Below are 21,010 nucleotides of genomic sequence, written 5' to 3' on the forward strand. Positions count from 1 at the left end.
ATTGGGTTGGGGGGCCGCGCGCTCTCCAGCCTAAACCTCTGCCGCGAGGGAGAGGAACAGGTCGACATTCATATAGGTCTCGACGTGATTGGCGAGCGCGTCGAGCGCATCATCCACGCCGCTCTCAAAATCCAGCGACGAGGTCACGCCGAAATCGCTGAGATAGGCGCGGCGGAAGGCGTCTGAGCTGAAAATTCCATGCATATAGCAGCCTTGTACCCGGCCCGAGCGTGAGGCCGCGCCTTCGGGTGTACCGTCGAAGGTAAGCCACGCGCGGGCGCAATCGGGGCCGGTGGTTTCACCGATGTGGATTTCATAGCCCGTGAGATCGCTGCCACTGGCAGGGTGCTGGCCGGTCTTTTCCGACAAATGCTTCAGCGGGGCCATCGTTGTCTCGACATCCAGATGCCCCAACCCCACGACCTGCGCCGCCGGGCCTTCGATGCCCTGCGGATCGGTGATCGTCTGACCCAGCATTTGATAACCACCGCAAAGCCCTAGCACATGACCGCCCCGGCGAATATGCGCTGCGAGGTCGATGTCCCACCCCTCGGCCCGGAAGGCTTCGAGATCGGAGATCGTGGATTTCGACCCGACCATCAGCACGAGATCGGCGTCGGCGGGCAGGGGGCTGCCGGGCATGATCATCCGCAGGTCGATGCCCGGCTCGGCGGCCAATGGATCAAGATCGTCGAAATTGGCGATCCGGGGCAGGCGTGGCACGGCGATGACACAGCCCGAGCCACCGGAACGGGCGCGGGCGGGCAGGTCCATCACGTCCTCGGCGGGCAGGCGGTGGGCGGCGTCGAACCATGGGATCACACCTAGGCTCGGCCAGCCAGTGCGCGCGGCGATGTCGTCTCTCCCTGCGTCGAACAGGCTGCGGTCACCCCGGAACTTGTTAACGGCAAAGCCCCGGATCAGCGCGTTGTCTTCCTGATCAAGCACCGCTTGCGTACCGACGATCTGCGCGATCACCCCGCCACGGTCGATGTCGCCCATCAGCACCACAGATACCCCGGCGGCGCGGGCAAAGCCCATGTTGGCGATATCGCCTGCCCGCAGGTTGGTCTCAGCTGGGGAACCTGCGCCCTCGATCACGATCAAGTCGCAATTTTCGGCCAAACGGTGAAAGGATTGCAGCACGGCGGGCATCAGACTGGCTTTGTTGCGCCCAAACTCTCGCGCCTCTTGCTGGCCTGCGATCTGGCCTTGCACCACGACCTGCGCGCCCGTGGCGCTTTGGGGCTTCAACAGCACCGGATTCATGTCCGTATGCGGCGCCACGCGAGCGGCACGCGCTTGCAACGCCTGCGCGCGGCCAATCTCGCCCCCGTCTTCGGTGACGGCGGCGTTGTTGGACATGTTCTGCGGTTTGAACGGTCGGACCCGCAGCCCCCGACGGGCGCAGGCGCGGATCAATCCGGCAACGATCATCGACTTGCCGACATTACTGCCGGTGCCCTGTATCATGATGGCTTTGGTCATGTCATTCTGCCTCTGTTTTGCGCAAACTGGCGCAAAATGATCCAAGGGGAAAGAGCCACCATGAACACGCCTGCACATTTGCTTTTGGGCGCTGCCGTGATGGGGCGGGAAGGGGCCAAGCCGTTGATCTGGGCGGCACTTGCCGGGGCGCTGCTGCCGGACTTGTCGCTCTATCTGATGGCGGGTTTTGCGCTCTATGTCCAAGGGCTGCCGGGCAGTGTCGTTTTTGGGGAGCTTTACTATTCTGACCTCTGGCAGACGGTTTTTTCCATCGATAACTCTTTCATCGTCTGGGGTGCACTATTGGCGCTGGCGGTCTGGCGGCAAGCGGGCTGGGCCGTGGCGCTTACCGGCGCGGCGCTGCTGCATCTGATGTTCGACCTGCCGCTGCATCACGATGACGGGCGTGCGCATTTCTGGCCACTAACGGGTTGGATTTTTGAAAGCCCAATCAGCTATTGGGATGTGCGTCACGGCGCGGGGTGGGTCGCACCCGTTGAGGCACTGGTGGGCACGCTCGCCGCTATTACGCTTTGGTGGCGTAGGCCGGGCTGGGTGCTATCCTGCGTGACATTGGCGCTGTTGCTGGCCGAAGGTTTAGCCTTGCGCAACTGGATCTTCTTTTTCGGGGCAGATTGACCGGCGCCCTGACAGCAGACACAAAAAAACGCAGCCCGAAGGCTGCGTCAATTGCTCCGCTTAGCGGATATTCTTAGGCGGCTTCGGCCTGAAGCGCGGCATTGCGGCGCTCGGATTCTTCGCGCGATAGGGCGACGGATGTCCGCACACCTTTACCGACGAATTCCATCAGGCCTTCGACAACCCGCTCATTGGGGTCAATACCGGCGCAGCTCAGCACTTCGCGGCCATCGCGCGAGCGGGCCCAGCGGGCGATCTGTTCTGGGCCGTTGCCATATTTCTTGTCGTCGGCAATTGCGTCATCCAAAGCAGCAAGCACCACAGCAGCAAAGAGCTTGCGTGCGCGGTTGCCTTGCTCGTTGTTGAAAGCGGTGCCATCAACGAAATCTTTCATCTCGTCGTCCTTTCGATTATTCTTGCTCTTGTCATTCGGGCGTGGAGGTCCTTATGACGGATATCCTTTGATTCGGATACCTCTATTTAGCATACCTCCCATGCAACTTGCGCATATCTAGTTGTCGCAGCGACGCCCGGATATCGCCCGCTTGCAGGGGACCATCCCTCCCGATATAGAGCCGGACATCTTATCATCAACCTTATGTCGTGGTTTTGTCACATGCCCAAGATTAACGGAAACGAGATCCGCCCCGGAAACGTCCTTGAACATAACGGTGGCCTCTGGGCGGCTGTGAAGGTCGATCACGTGAAGCCCGGCAAGGGCGGCGCCTTTGCCCAAGTCGAGATGCGCAACCTGCGCAACGGCTCCAAATTGAACGAACGCTTTCGCTCTGCCGACAAGGTCGAGCGCGTGCGTCTGGAGCAAAAAGATCAGCAATTCCTGTTTGAAGACAGTGGCATGCTGGTTGTCATGGACACCGAGACCTATGAGCAGGTACAGCTTGATGCCGAGCTTTTGGGTGACACACGTCCCTTCTTGCAAGACGGCATGATGATCGTGGTCGAATACCACGATGCAGAGGCGCTGAACGCCCGCTTGCCGCAGAAAGTAGTATGTAAGATTGCAGAGACCGAGCCGGTCGTGAAGGGCCAGACGGCGGCGAAATCATTTAAACCGGCGGTGCTGGACAACGGCGTTAAAATCACCGTGCCCCCCTTCGTTGATCAAGACGAAGACATCGTTGTGAACACCGAAACCATGGAATATGTCGAACGCGCCTGACGCGACGTCATCGTTGGTCAAATAGAATAGCCCCGGTTTTGCCGGGGCTTTTTCTTTGTTTAGCGCCTCAAACAGCCGGGCCGGGCCATGTGACCTGCGCGTCCTCGGCCTGCATCGGGCCTTTGGCGCGGTCAAAGCGCAGATGCGCCAGAGCTTGACCGCCCGCTTGGGTGTAAAGCGTGCCAGCGGGCTTGCCCTCCGCCGTGATCGCCGTGCCGGGGGCAGCGCTGCCTTTGACATCAACGCGCGTGAGGCCTTTGCGCAACTCAGTCTTGTGCTTCATCCGCGCCGTGACCTCTTGGCCAACATAGCAGCCCTTGCGGAAGTCGAGCCCGTTGATCCGGTCAAGCCCGGCTTCGAGGATAAACGTATCCGGGGTCAGTTCCACCCCAGTCTCAGGGATCAGATGCGCCACGCGCAGGGCGTTCCAATCGGTCGTGTCGTCGGTCTGCGGCGTGTCGCGATACGCCCGCCAGCCCATTTCCGGATGGCGCGGGTCGGCCACCGCATCTTCGGGCGCGGGGCCGGTGCCGCGGTGTAGGTGTAACTGCGTAGGCTCAATCGTCACCTTGGCGCGCAGCTTGTACATTGACAGCCGTTGGGTGAGCATATCTCCAAGGCTTCCATCGACATCGAGCAGAACCCCGTCGCCCTCAGCGATCAGAAAGAAGTCGGCCATATATTTGCCTTGCGGCGTGAGTAGGGCGGCATAGACCGGGCCTTGGTCCAGTTTGGCGATGTCATTGGTCACGATGCCTTGCAGGAAATCGCGGGTGTCGGGGCCGGTGAGGCGCAGAATGCGGCGCATGGTCATGCGGTTGTCCTTTGATTGCTCGCCATGACATATAACCTGACAAACCCATCCAAAAGGGGCAACCATGCGCGCGCCGATCTCTATCGTCATTCCCAGCCTGAATGCAGCCACCGCGCTGCCCGCCTGCCTTGCCGCCCTCGTCGAAGGTCTGCAGGCCGGATTGATCCGCGAGGTGATCGTCAGCGATGGTGGGTCAGAAGACGGCACAGCCACGCTGGCCGAAGGCTGGGGGGCTGAGGTGCTCTCTGGCGCGCCCTCGCGGGGCGGGCAGCTGCGGCGCGGGTGTGAAGTTGCACGGGGCGATTGGCTTTTGGTGCTGCATGCCGATACGGTGCTGGCGCCGGGTTGGACCGATGCGGTGCAGGACCACATGGCGGGTGGGGGCGGGGCTGCGGGGTGGTTCCGCCTGCGGTTCGATCAGCGTGGGATGGCGCCGCGCTTGGTTGCGGGCTGGGCGAACCTGCGCAGCGGCTTTGGCTTGCCCTATGGCGATCAGGGGTTGCTGCTGCCCCGTGCGCTTTACGATGAAGTAGGCGGCTATCCCGACCAGCCGCTGATGGAAGATGTTGCCTTGGCCCGCGCTCTGCGAGGTAGGTTGAAGCGGCTGAGTGGGCTCGCCATAACCAGCGCCGAGAAATACCGCCGCCAGGGGTGGCTGCGCCGTGGCGGGCGTAACCTTTTGACGCTTGGACGTTACGCATTGGGGGCTAGCCCTGATGACCTCGCACAGAGCTATCGGCGCCCTTGATCGCAAATGGGGCGCGGGATTTCCCCACGCCCCTGTTTCTAGTTAAAGAACATAGCCCCAATACGCTGTATCAGGTTGGGCTGGCGCAGCCTCTCGCGGCGTTGCTTTGCTGTCAAAGCCCCCAGACCACGGGCATCGGAAACCGTCTTCCCGTCGCGGAATTGCAGACGGTAAAGGTCAGCATAGATGCCGCCGCGCTCCATCAATTCGTCATGGGTGCCTTCATCTGTCGCGCGGCCCCGGTCCATCACCACAATCTTATCGGCGCTGCGGATGGTCGATAGCCTATGCGCAATGACGATGGTGGTGCGCCCCTTGGCCAGCAGGTCAAGCGCATCTTGGACAACCTGTTCCGATTGCGCATCCAGCGCGCTGGTGGCCTCATCCAGCAGCAGGATGGGCGTGTCACGCAACAGGGCGCGGGCGATCACCACCCGCTGACGCTGTCCACCCGACAGGGCAGAGCCACGCGGGCCGACGCGGGTCTCAAGCCCCAGTTCAAGCTGCGGCAGGAAGTCGGCCACATGGGCGGCTTTCAGCACCCGGTCGAGCGCCTCATCGGTCACGTCATTGCGGCCCAGCACAATGTTCTCACGCAGGGTTTCGTCAAACAGTAACGCCTCTTGGGTCACGACAGAGAACAGGCCGCGCAGGTCGGGGATTGCCATGGCGGTGGTGTCGACCCCGCCGATTTGCACGGTGCCGTTTTGCGGATCGACCAGCCGGGTCAGCAGGTTAAAGATCGTCGATTTCCCCGCGCCCGACGCACCGACAAGCGCGGTTGTCTCACCCGCTTTGGCCGTGAGGTTCAGCTCGTTCAACACCTTAGACTCGCCATACGAAAGCGACACATCACGCAGTGCGATGTCGGGCGGACCATCAGGCGCGGCCACTGGCTTGGCCGGGCTGCGCAGGTGCAAGGGCGCATCGAGCAGTTCCTTGATCCGCTCCAACGCGGCAGCCGCCATCTGCCACAAGCCGCTGATTGAGCCCAAACGGCGCAAGGGAGAGAACATAAAGCCGAGCGCGGTGAAAAAGGTCATGAATTCACCGATGGTCTTGTTGCCTGCGATGATTTCAGAGCCGCCGTAGACGATCACGGCCATGAAGCCGATACCTGACATGATGTCGATCATCGCCGGGATCGCGGAGTTGCCGAAAGCGGCACGAACTTCGGTGCGGATGAAGGTGCGCGTCAATTCGCGGTACTGGCGGGCCTGATAGGCCTCAAGCGCGTTCAGTTTGATCTGCACGATGCCGTGAAATACTTCGTCGAGACGGGTGGACAGGCTCGCGCCCAAATCGCGCGCCTCGCGTGAGCGGGCGCGCACGAAACGCTGAGCAATTGCCGCAGGCAGCACCATCAGCGGCACGCCGATCATCGCCAGCAGCGCCCAAATTGGATCAATTGCAATGGCGACACCCATCAGGATGACCAGCCCCACCAGATCGCGCCCTGCGCCGGTGATAACAGCGCGCCAGACGTCGCTCACGGCATTCACGTCAGATTGTACCCGCTGCACAAGAAAACCGGGCGGATGGTTTTGGTGAAAGGCCCCGTCTTGCCGCATCATTCGATCCAGCAGATCAATGCGCAAATCCGCCGCCGTACGCTGTGCCACACGGGTCAGCAGCACTTTCTGCACCACCGTCGCCAAGGCTCTCAACGCAAAGATCGCAACCAGCACCAGCCCCACCCAGATCAGCGCACCTTGATCGCCGCCAACGAAGACGCGGTCAAACATCGGCTCCATCAGCTTGGCCAGCACGCCCAAGGTCGAGCCCTCGATGATCATAAAGATCACCGCGATGGACATCAGCCCGGTGTGTTTCTTTAGATAGTCCCGCCAGAGCCAACGCATCAGTTGCGCGGAGGTGTAGCTTTCATCATTCATTCCGGTGCCTGGTCCTTTGGGGCGGTCACCTCCGGTGTACGAAAGCCGCGCAGGCAGGGCAAGCAGTCGCAGGGCCAGTGCCGTGGCCCGCCTGCTGCGGTTTGCGCGAGGTTAGGGGCTATTTGCAGCGCGGCTAACCTTGCGTCCGATCGCGTGTTGACCCCGGCCCCGCGGGCAGTAAGCTGCGCCCGACCGCAGCCTGGTCACGCATTTTTATAACGGCAGCTAATACCATGACAACGCATAATAAACTCGCCCAAGGTCGCTCGTATCTCGCCATTCCCGGCCCCTCGGTTATGCCAGAGGCGGTGCTGAGCGCGATGCACCGCGCGGCCCCCAATATCTATGAGGGTGAGTTGGTCGAGATGATGCCCGCGCTGGCTGCCGATCTGAAACGCGTGGCGCGCACAGATCGTCACGTGGCGATGTATATCAGCAACGGCCACGGCGCGTGGGAAGCGGCGCTGAGCAATGTGATCGCACCGGGCGACAGCGTGCTGGTCTTGGCCACCGGGCGTTTCGGCCACGGCTGGGCCGAGATGGCGACGGGGCTGGGCGCCGAGGTTGAGATCATCGACTTTGGCCGCAACGCGCCGATTGATCTGGAACGGGTGGCCGAGCGGCTGCGCGGTGATACTGGGCACCAGATCAAGGCAGTGATGGCCGTGCATGTGGATACCTCAAGCTCGGTGCGCAATGATGTCCCAGGCCTGCGGCGTCTGTTGGATGAAGAGGACCACCCCGCGCTCTTGATGGCGGATTGTATCGCCTCGCTGGGGTGTGAGACCTTTGAGATGGACGCTTGGGGCGTCGACGTTATGGTAACGGCGTCGCAAAAAGGGCTGATGGTGCCGCCGGGCATGGCGTTTGTTTTCTTCAACGATCGGGCCGAGGAAGCCCGCGCACGACTGCCGCGGGTGAGCCGCTATTGGGATTGGTCGCCGCGCGCCCATGCAGAGGAGTTCTACCAATACCACGGCGGCACCGCCCCGACGCATCACCTTTATGGCCTGCGCGCCGCACTCGATATCATCCACGAAGAGGGGATCGAGCAGGTCTGGCAGCGCCACGCGACCTTGGCCCGCGCGGTTTGGGCGGCTGGTGAGGCATGGTCGGCCGAAGGGAGCCTGCGGTTCAACATCGAAGACCGCACCCTGCGCAGCCATGCCGTCACCGCGCTGCGGGTGCAAGCGCCCCATGCGACTGAACTGCGCGATTGGGTTCAAGGCAATCTGGGGCTGACGCTGGGTGTCGGGCTTGGCATGGCCCTGCCGGGGGAGCCTGCGTGGCACGGCTTCTTCCGCCTTGGCCATATGGGCCATGTGAACGGCCATATGATCATGGGCCTGCTCGGCGGGATCGAAGCCGGGCTTTCGGCGCTGAAGATCGACCACGGGCCGGGCGCGCTTCAGGCGGCGGCAGAGGTGATCGGCGGGGCTTAGGCTCCGCGCGCGTCTGTCAGAGCCTCGGGCAGGGCGGCGGCAAAGTGATCCAGCTCCTGCGCCGTGCTGCAACTGATGCGGATGCAGCGGTTCTGCGGCGCGGCGAAGGGCATACGCACGAAAATGCCACGCGCCACTAGCGCGTCGAGCACCGCTTTGGCGAAGGTGCCATCGCGGCCACAGTCGATTGCGACGAAATTGGCGGCAGAGGGGAGGGTGCTTAGACCGTTCTCTTTGGCGATTTGCGCAATGCGGTCGCGGGCCTCGGCGATCTTGGTTTGAACTTCATTAAGGTAGCTCTGATCCTGCACCGCCGCCAAGGCACCTGCTTGCGCCGCGCGGTTGAGGCCAAAGTGGTTGCGCACCTTGTGAAAGGCTGTGATCAACTCGGGCGCTGCAATCGCATAGCCAATCCGCGCCCCAGCGAGGCCGTATGCTTTGGAAAAAGTCCGCATGCGGATCACGCGGGGATCATCGGCGGAAAGTTCGGGCGTCGTGCCTTCGGGTGCGCATTCGATATAAGCTTCATCCAACAACAGCAGGCTGCCTTGCGGCAGATCGTCCAGCGCGCGTTTCAGGGCCGCCCCTTCGTGCCATGTGCCCATCGGGTTGTCGGGGTTGGCCAGATAGACCAGCTTGGCATCCACCTCCGCCGCCTTGGCAAAGAGCGCCGCCGGGTCTTCGTGGTCGTCGCGGTAGGGCACTTTGTGCAGCACCCCGCCAAAGCCCGCGACATGGTAGTTGAAAGTTGGATAGGCTCCCTCGGAGGTCACCACCGCATCGCCTTCGCCCACCAATAGGCGCACGAGATAGCCCAAAAGCCCGTCGATGCCTTCGCCGACGATGATGTTTTCGGGCACCACGCCATGCAACTCGGCCAGTTCTGCGCGTAGGTCCACACTTTCGGAATCGCCGTATTTCCACATCTCGGTTTCGGCCATGGCCGCGATGGCACGAGGCGAGGGGCCAAAGACGTTTTCATTGGCACCGAGCCGCGCTTTGAAGGGGCGGCCAAGGCTGCGCTCCTGCGCTTCGGGGCCGACGAAGGGCACATTGGCAGGCAGGCTTTGGGCGAGGGGGGTGAGGCGTACATGTGTCATGACGCAAGGTGTAGGGGCGGCAGATTGGCGAGGCAAGAGGTCCGGCACCTGCCGCGACGTTTTGCTGGCGCGGCGCTGCGATCTGCGGTGAACTGCGCCAAACATTTAGGAGAATTGCCATGCCCCGCGTCACCGTAAGGATCGAAGACCACATCGCCCATGTGACCCTCACCCGGGCCGACAAGATGAACGCTGTGGATGATGAGATGATTCAGGCGATCATAGCAGCGGGGCAGGAGGTTGCCGCCTCGGATGCGCGGGTGGTGGTGCTGTCGGGCGAGGGCAAAGGGTTCTGCGCGGGCATTGATATTGGCGGGCTCTCGGGGATGCTGGGGCAGGACGTCGAGGCGCTGATCATGCCGCGCACCCACGGGGAGGGGACGACGAACAAATGGCAGGAGGTGTCGATGGTGTGGCACCGGCTGGAGATCCCGGTGATCGCGGCGCTGCATGGCGTGGTCTATGGGGCCGGAATGCAATTGGCGCTGGGCGCGGATATTCGCATTGCCGCGCCGGATACCAAGCTCGCGGTGATGGAGATGAAATGGGGCATCGTGCCGGATATGGGCGGCATGGTGTTGCTGCCGCGTTTGGTGCGCTCTGACGTGCTGCGGCGGTTGACCTATACAGCGGCACCCGTGGATGCGGCGCAGGCGGAACGCTGGGGGCTGGTGACGGAACTTGCTGACGATCCACAGGCGGCAGCGTTGGAACTGGCGCAGGTGATTGCAGGCAAGGGGCCGAATGCCGTGCGGGCGGCGAAACGGTTGATTGGATACGCGGAATCCGGAGCATCGGACGTAGATGTACTGGACGCCGAGTCGCGCGAGCAGGCGGCATTGTTGGGCAAGCCAGAGCAGATGGAGGTGATCGCGGCGGAGTTTGGCAAGCGGCCTGCGGTGTTTAAGTAGGCTGGCAAGCGCGGCGTTAGCATCGCGCACCACAGCCCGGAAACAAGGCCGTAAGGCCGCCGGGCAGCGCCAGACCGCCCGGACGGGCTGGCGCTTTTGCAATCGCAGCGATGTCCTGAAAGCTGTCATATGAGCGGCAGGGATAAACTGCCCCACTGAGAAGTGGCGAGCGCCATCCCGCGGTCTGGCGCTGCCCGGCTCGCGTGACGTTTTTGGCGTGGCGGCTAAACCACCACGCCCAAAACCTCAGCCCAGTTCGGCCAACCGGTCCAGTGCCGCCTGCAACTGATCCGCCTCTTCCTGACGCGCGTCCAGATTGGCCTGCGCCTCTGCGACAACCTCTTCCGGTGCAGACGCCGCGAATTTAGGGTTGTTCAAACGCCCCTTCAGCCCGCCGATCTCTTTGCCCAGCTTATCGAGCGACTTTTGCAGACGTGCCTTCTCGGCGTCGATGTCGATCAACCCGGCCAGTGGCAGGCCGAAGCTGGCCCCCGGTGCGGCGATGGACACGGTGCCTTTTGGAAAGCTCTCGGCACGCTCAAGGCTCTCGACCCGCGCAAGGCGCTTGATCATCACCTCGTTGCGGTCCCATGCGCCTTGTGCAGCCTCGTCCATCTCTGTCACCAGCATCGGCACCTTGAGCCCGGCGGGCACATGCATCTGCTGACGCGCCGAACGGATGCTCTCAATCAGGCCGATCACCCAGTTCAACTCCCGGTCCGCTTCTGAATCCAACAGATCAGCGGTGGTATAGGTGGGCCAATCAGTCAGGGCCAAGAGCTGCTCGCGCTTGGTGGTGGTCTGCCACAGTTCTTCGGTGATGAAGGGCATGATCGGGTGCAGCAGCACCAGACATTGCTCCAGCACCCATGCCATCGTGGCGCGGGTCTCGTCGGCCTCGGGCGCATCGTCTTGCAACAGCGGTTTGGAGAGTTCCACATACCAGTCGCAGACCTTGCCCCAGACAAAGGCATAAAGCGCATTGGCCGCGTCGTTGAAACGGAAATTGCCAAGCGCCGCGTCGACCTCTTCACGGATGCGGGCGGTCTCGCCCACGATCCATTTGTTCAGCGTGGCCTGCGGTTGCGGCATCGCGGCGGGCATGCTGTCGAAGACGTTGTTCATCTCCGCAAAGCGGTGCGCGTTCCACAGCTTGGTGCCGAAATTGCGATAGCCCGCGATGCGTTGCGTGCTGAGTTTCAGGTCGCGCCCCATCGCCGCCATCGACGTGAGCGTATAGCGCACCGCATCTGCGCCAAAATCGTCGATCAACTCCAGCGGGTCGAGCACATTGCCCAAGCTTTTCGACATCTTCTTGCCCTTCTCGTCACGCACCAGCGCGTGGACATAGACGGTGTCAAAGGGCTTTTGATCGACCACGGCATATTGCATCATCATCATCCGGGCGACCCAGAAAAAGATGATGTCGAAACCGGTGACCAGCACGGAGGTCGGGAAGTATTTCTCAAGCTCCGATGTCTGCTCGGGCCAGCCCAGCGTGCCGATGGGCCAAAGGCCGGAGGAGAACCAGGTGTCGAGCACATCGGGGTCGCGGCGCAGGGTCTTGCCGGGGGCCATCGCTTGCGCTTCGGCCTCGGTCGGTGCGCAGTATTCGTTGCCCTCATCGTCGAACCACACCGGGATCTGATGCCCCCACCACAACTGGCGCGAGATGCACCAAGGCTCGATGTTCTCCAGCCAGTGGAAATACACCTTGCGGTCCTGCTCTGGGAGGATCGTAACTTCGCCCGAACGCACAGCATCAATGGCGGGCTGCACGATCTTATCGGTGGCGACAAACCATTGGTCCGTCAACATCGGTTCGATCACCACTTTGGAGCGGTCGCCGAAGGGCTGCATGATTTTCTTGGCTTCGACCAGCGGCACGAGGTTCTCTTCTTCGGTGCGCATCTCGCCGCCTTCGCCGGGCTCAACGGGGGCTTTCAGCGCGGCGCGGCCAAGGCGGGGATCGGTCGCCTCGGTCATAACGGCGAGGCCTTCCGCGGTCACGTCCTCGACCACACGCTTGCGGGCCTCGAAACGGTCGAGACCGCGATAGGCGTCCGGCACGAGGTTGATCTCGGTCGCGTCCTCGGGCGCTGCTTCGGAACCCTCGGCGATGGCCTGCGCGCGGGCGGCTGCCTGATCGTAGGGCAGGCCATCGGCACGCATCCGACCTTGGGTGTCCATCAGCGCGTAGAGCGGGATGTTGTTGCGCTTGGCGACGCCGTAGTCGTTGAAGTCATGCGCGCCGGTGATTTTCACCGCACCGGAGCCGAAGTTCTTGTCTGGGTATTCGTCGGTGATGATCGGGATAAGACGGCGCTGCTCTTTCGGGCCGACGGGAATTTCGCAAAGTTTTCCGACGATTGAGGCGTAACGCTCATCCGATGGATGAACTGCAACCGCGCCGTCGCCCAGCATGGTTTCAGGCCGGGTCGTGGCGATGGAGATATAGTCGCGGGTTTCTTCGAACAGCACTTTGCCGTCCTCGTCGCGCTCTACGTAAGTGTAGGTCTCGCCGCCCGCCAGCGGGTACTTGAAGTGCCACATGTGACCGTCGACCTCGGTGCTCTCGACCTCGAGGTCAGAGATCGCGGTCTCGAAATGCGGGTCCCAGTTGACCAGCCGCTTGCCGCGGTAGATCAGCCCCTTGTTGTACATATCCACGAAGACCTTGATGACGGCATCGTGGAAATTGCCTTCCTCGCCCTCGGGCGCACCGGGGGCGCCGGACATAGTGAAAGCGTTGCGGGACCAGTCGCAGGAGGCGCCCAGACGGCGCAGCTGGTCGATGATCGTGCCGCCGGATTTCTGCTTTTGCTCCCAGACCTTGGCGGTGAACGCCTCGCGGCCCAGTTCGCGGCGGCCGGGCTGTCCGGAGGCGGCCAACTCGCGCTCGACGACCATCTGCGTGGCGATGCCCGCGTGGTCTTGGCCCGGTTGCCAGAGCGTGTCGAAGCCCTGCATGCGGTGCCAGCGCACGAGGATATCTTGCAGCGTGTTGTTGAAGGCATGGCCCATGTGCAGCGAGCCGGTGACATTCGGCGGCGGGATCATCACCGAGAAGTGCTCGTCACGTTGCGCATTTGCGCCCGCTTTGAACGCGCCCTTGGTCTCCCAATCGGCGTAGATGCGGCTTTCCGCCTCGGCGGCGTTGAAGGTCTTTTCGAGTGCCATGGTCATGATCCCTTTTGTTGCGCCCCGTTTAGCGGTCTGGCGCGGTGAGGGAAAGACCCCTGACAGAGGGCTGTGGGCGACGCGGGGTAGGGTCAGCCGCGCCTGTCGATCTTGGTGCTGAGGTGAATGAGGCTTTCGCTGCCCTTCACGCCGCGTGTCTCGCCGATCCGGTCGAGGGTTTCGTCCAGTTCCTGCGTGGTTTGCGCGGCGATCTGCACCAGCAAGTCAAAGCGGCCCGATGTGGTATGGACGACCTGCACGCCGGGCAGGCTGCGCAGCCGGGCCAGCACGGCAGGGCCGGCGCGCAGTTCGATGTTGACCAGAGCCGTGGCGTGCAGCGGGGCGCGGGCGGCTTCGCCCAAGCGCAGGGTGTAGCCGACGATGGCACCGCTGCGCTCTAGCCGCTCAAGCCGGGCCTGAACCGTTGTGCGGGCAAGACCCAGACTGCGGGCCAAATCAGCGACGGGCAGGCGGGCGTTAGATTGAAGTGCCGCGATCAAAGAGCGGTCGGTGTCGTCAAATTGCTGCGCCATGTCGTCACTCTGCCGAAAGTTTCCGTCAGTATAGGCGGTTTGACACGATGAATCGACCAAAATTCGCGGTTCACTGGGGAAAAGCAAACAAGAGGCCATCATGCAGCATACCGCCCCCCTTTCAGCCACGCCCGCCGCCTATCTGGCGAAACACAGCCCCGACGCGCCGGTGCTGTTCCTTGCCCCTTCGGTGTTGCAAGCCACGGCGCGGCGCTTTCAGGCGGATTTCGACGGGTTGGTGACCTATGCGGTCAAAGCCAATGACCGACCCGAGGTGCTGTCGAACCTCGTGGCGGCGGGCATCACCAGTTTCGATGTGGCTTCCCCGGCCGAGATGGCGGCAGTCCGCGCGGTCTGTCCGAAAGCGGTGCTGCACTATAATAACCCCGTCCGCTCAACCGCAGAGGTCAAAGCCGGGATCGCGGCGGGCGTCTATAGTTGGTCAATCGACGATATGTCAGAACTTGCCAAGCTCCACGACGTGCCGCGCGACAATGAGGTGGCGGTGCGCTTTGCTCTGCCGGTCAAGGGTGCGGCCTATGACTTCGGGTCGAAATTCGGCGCGGCACCGGCGCAGGCGGCAGCCTTGCTGCGTGCGGTGGTGGCGTTGGGTTTCACCCCTTCGCTATGTTTCCACCCCGGCACGCAGTGCAATGACCCACAGGCGTGGGTGCAATATGTCCATGCGGCGGCGGACATCCTGCGCATGGCGGATGTCTCGATCAACCGGATGAACATCGGTGGTGGTTTCGCCGTAGACCGCGGCTTTGATGCGCCGGATCACCGGGCGGTTTTTGCTGCAGTGAAAGCGGCGCTGGCTGAAAGCTTTGGTGCGAATGCGCCTGCGGTGCTGTGTGAGCCGGGCCGGGCGATGGTGGCTGATGCGGCCGTATTGGCGACACGCATCAAGGGGATGCGCAATGAGGGGCGGACGGTCTTCCTCAACGACGGTATCTATGGCGGTCTGCCCGATCTGCGGGATATGGGCTTGTCGGGGCTTGTCAATGTGGTGGGTCCAGATGGTGCGTTCCGGCAAGGGGCGACGACGCCGCGCGTTGTCTTTGGCCCGACCTGCGATTCGCTCGACCGTTTGCCCGACGGCCTACCGCTCCCTGAGGATGCGCAGACCGGCGATTACCTGTTGTTCGGCGGCATGGGGGCCTATTCAATTGCCATGTCCACGGCCTTTAACGGCTACGGGCTGGGCCGGGTTGAGCTGGTCTCGAGGCTCGGGGATGAGGCCAAGCGCAAGGCGGCCTGAGCCCCTCTGGACACTGACGCGCTGCCCGCTACTGTTGGCCTGAAGCACTAAGGGCAGCAGGGGCAGCGTCAGATGGAGAAGTTCGGGAAAAGCCAGCCGGTCAAACGGGTGGAGGACCACCGTTTTCTGACCGGCGATGGCCGCTATGTGGATGACATTGCACCCCGGGACGCACTGCAGGGCGCCTTTTTCCGCGCGCCCGTGGCCCATGGGGTGATCACCGAATTGGACGTGAGCGATGCCCGCGAAGCGGAGGGCGTGCATCTGGTGCTGACCTGCGCCGATCTAGAAGCGGCGGGAATGAACATCGCTTTGCCCCATACGGTTGTTGATAACCGCGACGGCAGCAAAGGGGCCGCACCTTTGCGGCCAATCCTCGCGAAAGACCGGGTGCGCTATGTTGGCGAACCGGTGGCGTTGATTGTGGCCGAAACCCTGCAACAGGCGCGCGACGCTGCCGAGTTGATCCTATTCGACGCTGATGACCTGCCTGCCAAGATGGACATCGCCCCCGGTGGCGAGACATTGCACGCCGAGGCCCCCGACAACCGGGCGTTTGACTGGGGCATGGGGGATGAAGCCAAGGTTGAGGCGGCATTTGCCAAGGCTGCGCGGCGCGTCAAGCTGGAGGTCGGCGATAACCGCATCATCGTCAATTCGATGGAGCCACGCGGCTGCTATGCGGAATGGGCCGATGGCCGGTTGCATGTCGCGCTGGGCGGGCAGGGGGTTTGGGCGCATAAGAACTTCTTTGTCAAAGCCTTTGGCCTCGGCGAAGACAACGTGCGCGTGACCAACCCCGATGTCGGCGGCGGCTTCGGCATGAAAGCGATGACCTACCCTGAGTACTTCTGCATCGCACAGGCTGCGCGGGCGCTGGGTCGTCCGGTGCGCTGGATGTCGGAACGGACGGAAGCGATGCTGACCGACAACGGCGGGCGCGATCTGGTGTCATTGGCCGAATTCGCCTTTGACGAAAACCACAAGATCACCGCTTATCGTGTCGACACGCGCTGCAACCTCGGGGCCTATAACAGCCAGTTCGGCCAGCCGATTCAGTCGCAACTGTTCTCCAAGGTCTTGATGGGCGTTTATGACGTGCAAGCCACCTATCTGCATGTGGAGGGCTATTACACCAACACGGTGCAGGTCGATGCCTATCGCGGTGCGGGGCGACCCGAGGCGATCTATGTTCTAGAACGGTTGATTGACCGCGCGGCCCGAGAGCTGGGCGTCGATCCGTGGGAACTGAGGCGGATCAATTTCATCAAGCCGGATCAGTTTCCCTATACCACCGCCACGGGAGAGCTTTACGATGTGGGCGATTTCGCGCGCTTGCTGACCCGCGCGGGCGAAGAGGCCGACCGCGCGGGGTTCACCGCCCGCCGTACTGCGGACGCCGAACGCGGACTGCTGCGGGGGCAGGGCTTGTGTTACTATATCGAAAGCATTCTAGGCGATCCTTCCGAAGGGGCCAAAGTGGTCTTTGAGGAGGATGGCAGCGTGGCAATCTATGTCGGCACTCAGAGCAACGGACAGGGGCATGAAACGGTCTATGCGCAGTTCCTGTCGGATCAGACTGGGATTCCGGCTGAGCAAATCCGCGTTGTGCAGGGCGATAGTGACTTGATTAAAAAGGGCGGCGGCACGGGCGGCTCTCGTTCGGTTACCACGCAGAACACGGCGACCTTGGCGACCGTGGCGAAAATTACAGAAGTGTTTACAGCGTTCTTGGCCGATGAGTTGGGCGTGGACGCGGGCGATATCTCCTTCGACGACGAACGCTTCCGCGCCGAAGGGTCGAACGTCACGCCCACCATGCTGGAAGTGGCCGAGTTGGCCCGTGCCAAGGGCCGGAAAGATTTGCTAACCCATGATGAACGCGCAAGCCTGCCGGGGCGCAGCTATCCCAACGGGGCGCATGTGGCCGAGGTGGTGATTGATCCCGAGACGGGCGTGGTCACGCTCGACCGCTATACGGTGGTCGATGATTTCGGCAATCTGATTAACCCGATGCTCGCCGAAGGGCAGGTACATGGCGGGGTCGCTCAAGGCATCGGCCAAGCGGTGCAGGAACGGGTGGTCTATGACGAAGACGGACAGCTTTTGACTGCCACCTTCATGGATTACGCCATGCCGCGCGCCGCTGATCTGCCGATGATCTCTTTCACGTCTGAGCCTGTCCCCTCGACCGCCAATGCCATGGGCATGAAGGGCTGCGGCGAAGCCGGGACCGTGGGCGCGCTGGCGGCGGTGTCGAACGCAGTGCAAGACGCAACTTGGGAACGCGGTGTGCGGCAGGCGGATATGCCCTTCACCCCGCATCGAGTTTGGGAGATGCTCCAAGGTGCCGCAATCGCAGCCGAGTAAAACCCTGTTTCAACGGTTGTTCGGGCGGCTCTGGCGGCGGCCTGCGACTGACTTCGGCCCGCGCCGGGGGGCGGTGACCCATGTCATCATCCTTGATGGTACCATGTCCTCGCTCGACGCCGGGAGCGAGACCAATGCGGGGCTAGCCTATGGGCTTTGCCGCGAGATGGGCAGCGCCCTGTCGATCTATTATGAGCCGGGCCTGCAGTGGCGTGATTGGCGCAGCGCGCGCGATGTGATCATGGGGCGCGGGATCAACCGACAGATCCGCCGCGCCTATGGCTATCTCGCCTCGCGCTATCGGCCCGGAGACCGGATTTTCCTGATGGGCTATTCGCGTGGCGGCTATGCCGTACGCTCGCTCGCCGGGGTGATCGACCGGGTGGGCCTTCTGCGTGCCGAGGTCGCGACAGAGCGGAACATCCGCGATGTCTACCGCCATTACGAGGCACAATCCCTGAGCAAAGCCGGGGCGCTATTTGCCAAGGCCAATTGCCACCCGCAGGTCGAGATTGAGGCGATTGGCGTCTGGGACACGGTGAAATCGCTTGGCGTCAATGCACCGCTCTTGTGGCGGCTCTCGCAACCGCTGCATATGTTCCACAACCATGATCTGAGCGGCATCGTGAAGAACGGGTTTCAGGCGCTGGCGCTGAACGAATCCCGCATCTCCTATGCACCGGTGATGTGGACCACGCCCGAAGGCTACGCCGGACGGCTGGAGCAGGTCTGGTTCCCCGGCACCCACGGCGATATCGGCGGTCAGTTGGGCGGTCATGAGGCGGCGCGACCTTTGGCCAATATCCCACTGGTCTGGCTGCTGTCGCGGATGGAGGATAGCGGTCTGCCGCTGCCGGAAGGCTGGGCTGCGCGGTTTGAGCAAGACCCCACCGCGCCCTCCATCGGGCAATGGCGTGGCTACGGAAAAATGCTGGTGACCCGCCGCCGCCGGGTGGTGGGGGCCGACCCGTCAGAGCGGCTGCACGAAAGCGTGGATCAGCGCCGGGAACTGGCAGAGTCGCAGCCGGGGCTCCTGGCGCGGATGCAGGGGGTGATCTCTAGCCTTTAGTTGCCCTTGCGGTCCGATGGGTGATTGACCCCATCGCTATAGGGCAGCGGCTCCATCTCCCAGGGGAAAACCCCTTCGATTGCGCCGAGGTTTATGCCGCATTCATCGGGGTTCGAACGGCGGCGGTGGTGGGTGTAGATGCCGCAGGTCTTACAGAAATAATGCTGCGCCGTATGGGTGCCCCAAGTGTAGAGCGTTAGGTTTTCGGCGCCTTTCAGTACGGTCACGCTCTCAGCCACGGCTGTCACAGTGGCTGCCGCACGACGCCGACAAAACGAACAGGTGCACCGCGAAGCCGAGGCCAAACCGCGTGGGAACAGCGCTTCGATCACCACGGCCCCGCAGTGGCAAGAGGCGCGGCGGGTTTCGGAGGTTTCAGTCATTTGCGTCCTACCTTGGGAATGCGACTTTCGCGCAGGTCATATTTTGCCGCGGCATGGGGCGGGTGGCCGTCGGTCTGTCGCCAAAAGGCGAAACCGCCGCGGCGTAGCCAAAGCGGCAGGGCCAGCACCAGCCCGGCAATGAACCCGCCCGAATGCGCCCAGTAGGCCACGCCGCCGGTGCCGGGTGTGGCCCCGATGCCGCCGATGAATTGCATACCGAACCACAGCCCCAGCATGATCCACGCAGGGATCGCGAAGATGCGGAAAAAGACAATGAAGATGACCAGAATGTCGACTTTCGCCCGTGGGAAAAGCAGAAGATAGCCCCCCATCACCCCCGCAATCGCGCCCGAGGCCCCGACCATGGGCACCCACGAGAGTGGCTCTGTCACAACTTGGCCAAGCCCCGCCGCAATGCCACAAGCAAGGTAGAAAAGCAGATAGCGCCCATGGCCCATTTCATCTTCGACATTGTCGCCGAAGATCCACAGAAACAACATGTTACCGGCCAGATGCATCCAGCCACCATGCAAGAATTGCGAGGTGATGAGGCCGAAATACCCCTCCCCATGGCTCAGCCGCGCGGGCAGCAGGGCATAGTTATAGTAAAACTCACCCAAAGCGCGCTCATCCGACATCAGCGACAGATAGGACAGGAATACCCCGATGTTCACCGCCATCAGCGCATAGGTGACATAGGGCGTTCGGCCCGAGGGGTTGTGGTCGCGGATCGGGAACATTCGGGCCAGCCTTTGCCAAGTCTTGCACCGCGTCAAGCGGCGCGGGGGTTAGTGCAGTTAGCTGCGCCCGCCGGGGCATCTGTCAAGCGGTGCCGAGCAAATCCCGCGCAATCCGCTCGGAAATACCCGCGCCGATGGGGATCAGATCATCGGGGAAATCGTAGTCAGGGTTGTGCAGGGCGGCATAGTCCTCCCCCGGCCCGAGACAGAGCATCGCCGCCTTGGCATCGCGTCCGAACAGGCCGAAATCCTCAGAAGCGCGCATCGGCAAGTTTTTCTGCCCGTGCGACACGCCAAGTGCGTCCATCGCTGCGGCAGCGATGGCGTAGGCCTCGGGGTCATTGATGGAGGCGGCGAAATAGTCAGACTCCGCAAATTCCGCCGTCAGCCCGTGGGCCTCGGCAGCGCGGGCGACCTCGGCGCGCAGGGCGTCCTCAATCTCGGTCAGTGCGTCGTCGCGGGTGCTGCGCAGGGTGGCGTAAAGCACCGCTTCGCCCGGGGCCACGCCAAAGGTCGGCTCGCCCATGCGTAGGTGGGTGAGGGTAACGAGGCGAAAATTGTCATCAAGCGCCCCGCCGGGGCCGAGTGCCTGCAGTGCGGGGATCAACTCGGCCAGCGCCGGGGCGGGGGAGGAGCCGTCTTCGGGGCTGGCGGCATGGGCGGTCTTGCCTTGCAGGGTCACGGCGACGCCCTTGGAGGCGCAGTTGATCAGGGCGGGAGCCGTATCGACATGGCCGAAGGGGCGGCCCGGTTCGACATGGATGGCAAAGGCATAATCGGCGGCGATCTCGGCATAGGCGGGGTCGTTCACCACCGCCCGCGCGCCGCTGCCGTCTTCCTCGGCGGGCTGAAACATCAGCACGACGCGGCCCTTGGCGACCGGCTGTCGCGCGATCATGCGGCCAAGCGCCAGCAGCATGGTCATATGTCCGTCATGCCCGCAGACATGGCTTTTGCCCGGCACTTTCGACACCCATGGGATGTCATGTTCTTCGGGGATCGGCAGGGCGTCTAGCTCAGCGCGAAACAGCACCGTGGGGCCGGGCGTGCCGCTGTCAAAGACCGCTGCAACACCATGCCCGCCCAGACCCGTCAGAATGCGGGTCGGGGCGAGTTTCTTCAATTCCGCCGCGATGGTCCGCGCGGTCTCAATCTCTTCGCCCGAGATTTCGGGGTATTGGTGGAGCGCCCTGCGAAACTGCGTCAGGTCTTCAATGTCGCTGTTCGTCAGCATGGCGCTCCTCCATTTTCGCGTCT

The 21,010-nt window shown here is 62.7% G+C and carries 18 protein-coding genes; 8 read left to right on the top strand and 10 right to left on the bottom strand.

What is annotated here, in order from left to right:
* Positions 1–30: 30 nt before the first annotated feature.
* Complete coding sequence (locus tag WNY61_RS09025) at positions 31–1,488, bottom strand: cobyric acid synthase (protein ID WP_342851130.1); 1,458 nt, start codon at positions 1,486–1,488, stop codon at positions 31–33.
* Positions 1,489–1,548: 60 nt separating this feature from the next.
* Between WNY61_RS09025 and WNY61_RS09030 the strand changes: the two genes are divergently transcribed.
* Positions 1,549–2,127: a cobalamin biosynthesis protein CobQ gene (locus tag WNY61_RS09030; RefSeq protein ID WP_342851131.1), complete on the top strand. Its 579-nt coding sequence runs from the start codon at positions 1,549–1,551 to the stop codon at positions 2,125–2,127.
* Between the two features lie 73 nt (positions 2,128–2,200).
* On the opposite strand, the gene WNY61_RS09035 is transcribed toward WNY61_RS09030, so the two are convergent.
* Complete coding sequence (locus WNY61_RS09035) at positions 2,201–2,521, bottom strand: DUF6280 family protein (RefSeq protein WP_007120494.1); 321 nt, start codon at positions 2,519–2,521, stop codon at positions 2,201–2,203.
* 222 nt (positions 2,522–2,743) lie between these two features.
* Here WNY61_RS09035 and efp point away from each other — a divergent pair, with 222 nt between their 5' ends.
* Positions 2,744–3,307 (top strand): elongation factor P, encoded by a 564-nt coding sequence (gene efp / locus WNY61_RS09040; RefSeq protein WP_342851132.1) that lies wholly within the window; start codon positions 2,744–2,746, stop codon positions 3,305–3,307.
* A gap of 67 nt (positions 3,308–3,374) precedes the next feature.
* Here the strand turns inward: efp and WNY61_RS09045 are convergent, their stop codons facing one another.
* Positions 3,375–4,121 (bottom strand): folate-binding protein, encoded by a 747-nt coding sequence (locus WNY61_RS09045; protein WP_342851133.1) that lies wholly within the window; start codon positions 4,119–4,121, stop codon positions 3,375–3,377.
* Between the two features lie 64 nt (positions 4,122–4,185).
* Between WNY61_RS09045 and WNY61_RS09050 the strand changes: the two genes are divergently transcribed.
* Positions 4,186–4,869 carry a TIGR04283 family arsenosugar biosynthesis glycosyltransferase gene (locus tag WNY61_RS09050; RefSeq protein ID WP_342851134.1) on the top strand — a complete coding sequence of 228 codons (684 nt, stop codon included), beginning with the start codon at positions 4,186–4,188 and terminating at the stop codon, positions 4,867–4,869.
* Between the two features lie 38 nt (positions 4,870–4,907).
* Here the strand turns inward: WNY61_RS09050 and WNY61_RS09055 are convergent, their stop codons facing one another.
* Positions 4,908–6,764, bottom strand: coding sequence for an ABC transporter ATP-binding protein (locus WNY61_RS09055; protein WP_342851135.1), 1,857 nt, complete (start codon positions 6,762–6,764; stop codon positions 4,908–4,910).
* Between the two features lie 233 nt (positions 6,765–6,997).
* Here WNY61_RS09055 and WNY61_RS09060 point away from each other — a divergent pair, with 233 nt between their 5' ends.
* Positions 6,998–8,206: an aminotransferase class V-fold PLP-dependent enzyme gene (locus WNY61_RS09060; protein ID WP_342851136.1), complete on the top strand. Its 1,209-nt coding sequence runs from the start codon at positions 6,998–7,000 to the stop codon at positions 8,204–8,206.
* Here the strand turns inward: WNY61_RS09060 and WNY61_RS09065 are convergent.
* Positions 8,203–9,306, bottom strand: coding sequence for a pyridoxal phosphate-dependent aminotransferase (locus tag WNY61_RS09065; RefSeq protein WP_342851137.1), 1,104 nt, complete (start codon positions 9,304–9,306; stop codon positions 8,203–8,205). The two genes, WNY61_RS09060 and WNY61_RS09065, sit on opposite strands and share 4 nt — an antisense overlap.
* Positions 9,307–9,425: 119 nt before the next feature.
* On the opposite strand from WNY61_RS09065, the gene WNY61_RS09070 reads away from it, so the two are divergent.
* Positions 9,426–10,217, top strand: coding sequence for a crotonase/enoyl-CoA hydratase family protein (locus WNY61_RS09070; protein WP_342851138.1), 792 nt, complete (start codon positions 9,426–9,428; stop codon positions 10,215–10,217).
* A gap of 246 nt (positions 10,218–10,463) precedes the next feature.
* Here WNY61_RS09070 and WNY61_RS09075 read toward each other — a convergent pair whose 3' ends face one another.
* Together WNY61_RS09075 and WNY61_RS09080 are read right to left on the bottom strand one after the other, a co-directional pair.
* A complete protein-coding gene (locus WNY61_RS09075; RefSeq protein WP_342851139.1) occupies positions 10,464–13,397 on the bottom strand; it encodes a valine--tRNA ligase in 2,934 nt (977 codons plus the stop codon).
* A 92-nt stretch (positions 13,398–13,489) separates the two neighbouring features.
* Complete coding sequence (locus WNY61_RS09080) at positions 13,490–13,930, bottom strand: Lrp/AsnC family transcriptional regulator (RefSeq protein WP_342851140.1); 441 nt, start codon at positions 13,928–13,930, stop codon at positions 13,490–13,492.
* Between the two features lie 100 nt (positions 13,931–14,030).
* Here WNY61_RS09080 and WNY61_RS09085 point away from each other — a divergent pair, with 100 nt between their 5' ends.
* From WNY61_RS09085 to WNY61_RS09095, 3 genes are all read left to right on the top strand, one after another.
* Complete coding sequence (locus tag WNY61_RS09085; protein WP_342851141.1) at positions 14,031–15,191, top strand: type III PLP-dependent enzyme; 1,161 nt, start codon at positions 14,031–14,033, stop codon at positions 15,189–15,191.
* Between the two features lie 72 nt (positions 15,192–15,263).
* Positions 15,264–17,561: a xanthine dehydrogenase family protein molybdopterin-binding subunit gene (locus WNY61_RS09090; RefSeq protein ID WP_342851142.1), complete on the top strand. Its 2,298-nt coding sequence runs from the start codon at positions 15,264–15,266 to the stop codon at positions 17,559–17,561.
* A 16-nt stretch (positions 17,562–17,577) separates the two neighbouring features.
* Complete coding sequence (locus WNY61_RS09095) at positions 17,578–18,630, top strand: DUF2235 domain-containing protein (protein ID WP_342851424.1); 1,053 nt, start codon at positions 17,578–17,580, stop codon at positions 18,628–18,630.
* On the opposite strand, the gene WNY61_RS09100 is transcribed toward WNY61_RS09095, so the two are convergent.
* The 3 genes from WNY61_RS09100 to WNY61_RS09110 all read right to left on the bottom strand — a co-directional run bounded on the left by WNY61_RS09100 (position 18,627) and on the right by WNY61_RS09110 (position 20,987).
* Positions 18,627–19,013 carry a GFA family protein gene (locus WNY61_RS09100; RefSeq protein WP_342851143.1) on the bottom strand — a complete coding sequence of 129 codons (387 nt, stop codon included), beginning with the start codon at positions 19,011–19,013 and terminating at the stop codon, positions 18,627–18,629. The genes WNY61_RS09095 and WNY61_RS09100 overlap by 4 nt on opposite strands.
* Entirely contained in the window at positions 19,010–19,753 is a 744-nt protein-coding gene (locus WNY61_RS09105; protein WP_342851144.1) for a rhomboid family intramembrane serine protease, read from the bottom strand. The genes WNY61_RS09100 and WNY61_RS09105 overlap by 4 nt, the downstream gene beginning before the upstream one ends.
* 82 nt (positions 19,754–19,835) lie before the next feature.
* A complete protein-coding gene (locus tag WNY61_RS09110) occupies positions 19,836–20,987 on the bottom strand; it encodes an amidohydrolase (protein ID WP_342851145.1) in 1,152 nt (383 codons plus the stop codon).
* Positions 20,988–21,010: the final 23 nt, after the last annotated feature.

Source organism: Sulfitobacter sp. AS92 (assembly GCF_038900015.1).
GTDB lineage: Bacteria > Pseudomonadota > Alphaproteobacteria > Rhodobacterales > Rhodobacteraceae > Sulfitobacter.

What these genes read in the sequence shown, in the direction of transcription:
- WNY61_RS09025 (WP_342851130.1), bottom strand. Translation starts at nt 1,488, where the DNA reads ATGACCAAAGCCATCATGATACAGGGCACCGGCAGTAATGTCGGCAAG.
- WNY61_RS09030 (WP_342851131.1), top strand. Translation starts at nt 1,549, where the DNA reads ATGAACACGCCTGCACATTTGCTTTTGGGCGCTGCCGTGATGGGGCGG.
- WNY61_RS09035 (WP_007120494.1), bottom strand. Translation starts at nt 2,521, where the DNA reads ATGAAAGATTTCGTTGATGGCACCGCTTTCAACAACGAGCAAGGCAAC.
- efp (WP_342851132.1), top strand. Translation starts at nt 2,744, where the DNA reads ATGCCCAAGATTAACGGAAACGAGATCCGCCCCGGAAACGTCCTTGAA.
- WNY61_RS09045 (WP_342851133.1), bottom strand. Translation starts at nt 4,121, where the DNA reads ATGACCATGCGCCGCATTCTGCGCCTCACCGGCCCCGACACCCGCGAT.
- WNY61_RS09050 (WP_342851134.1), top strand. Translation starts at nt 4,186, where the DNA reads ATGCGCGCGCCGATCTCTATCGTCATTCCCAGCCTGAATGCAGCCACC.
- WNY61_RS09055 (WP_342851135.1), bottom strand. Translation starts at nt 6,764, where the DNA reads ATGAATGATGAAAGCTACACCTCCGCGCAACTGATGCGTTGGCTCTGG.
- WNY61_RS09060 (WP_342851136.1), top strand. Translation starts at nt 6,998, where the DNA reads ATGACAACGCATAATAAACTCGCCCAAGGTCGCTCGTATCTCGCCATT.
- WNY61_RS09065 (WP_342851137.1), bottom strand. Translation starts at nt 9,306, where the DNA reads ATGACACATGTACGCCTCACCCCCCTCGCCCAAAGCCTGCCTGCCAAT.
- WNY61_RS09070 (WP_342851138.1), top strand. Translation starts at nt 9,426, where the DNA reads ATGCCCCGCGTCACCGTAAGGATCGAAGACCACATCGCCCATGTGACC.
- WNY61_RS09075 (WP_342851139.1), bottom strand. Translation starts at nt 13,397, where the DNA reads ATGGCACTCGAAAAGACCTTCAACGCCGCCGAGGCGGAAAGCCGCATC.
- WNY61_RS09080 (WP_342851140.1), bottom strand. Translation starts at nt 13,930, where the DNA reads ATGGCGCAGCAATTTGACGACACCGACCGCTCTTTGATCGCGGCACTT.
- WNY61_RS09085 (WP_342851141.1), top strand. Translation starts at nt 14,031, where the DNA reads ATGCAGCATACCGCCCCCCTTTCAGCCACGCCCGCCGCCTATCTGGCG.
- WNY61_RS09090 (WP_342851142.1), top strand. Translation starts at nt 15,264, where the DNA reads ATGGAGAAGTTCGGGAAAAGCCAGCCGGTCAAACGGGTGGAGGACCAC.
- WNY61_RS09100 (WP_342851143.1), bottom strand. Translation starts at nt 19,013, where the DNA reads ATGACTGAAACCTCCGAAACCCGCCGCGCCTCTTGCCACTGCGGGGCC.
- WNY61_RS09105 (WP_342851144.1), bottom strand. Translation starts at nt 19,753, where the DNA reads ATGTTCCCGATCCGCGACCACAACCCCTCGGGCCGAACGCCCTATGTC.
- WNY61_RS09110 (WP_342851145.1), bottom strand. Translation starts at nt 20,987, where the DNA reads ATGCTGACGAACAGCGACATTGAAGACCTGACGCAGTTTCGCAGGGCG.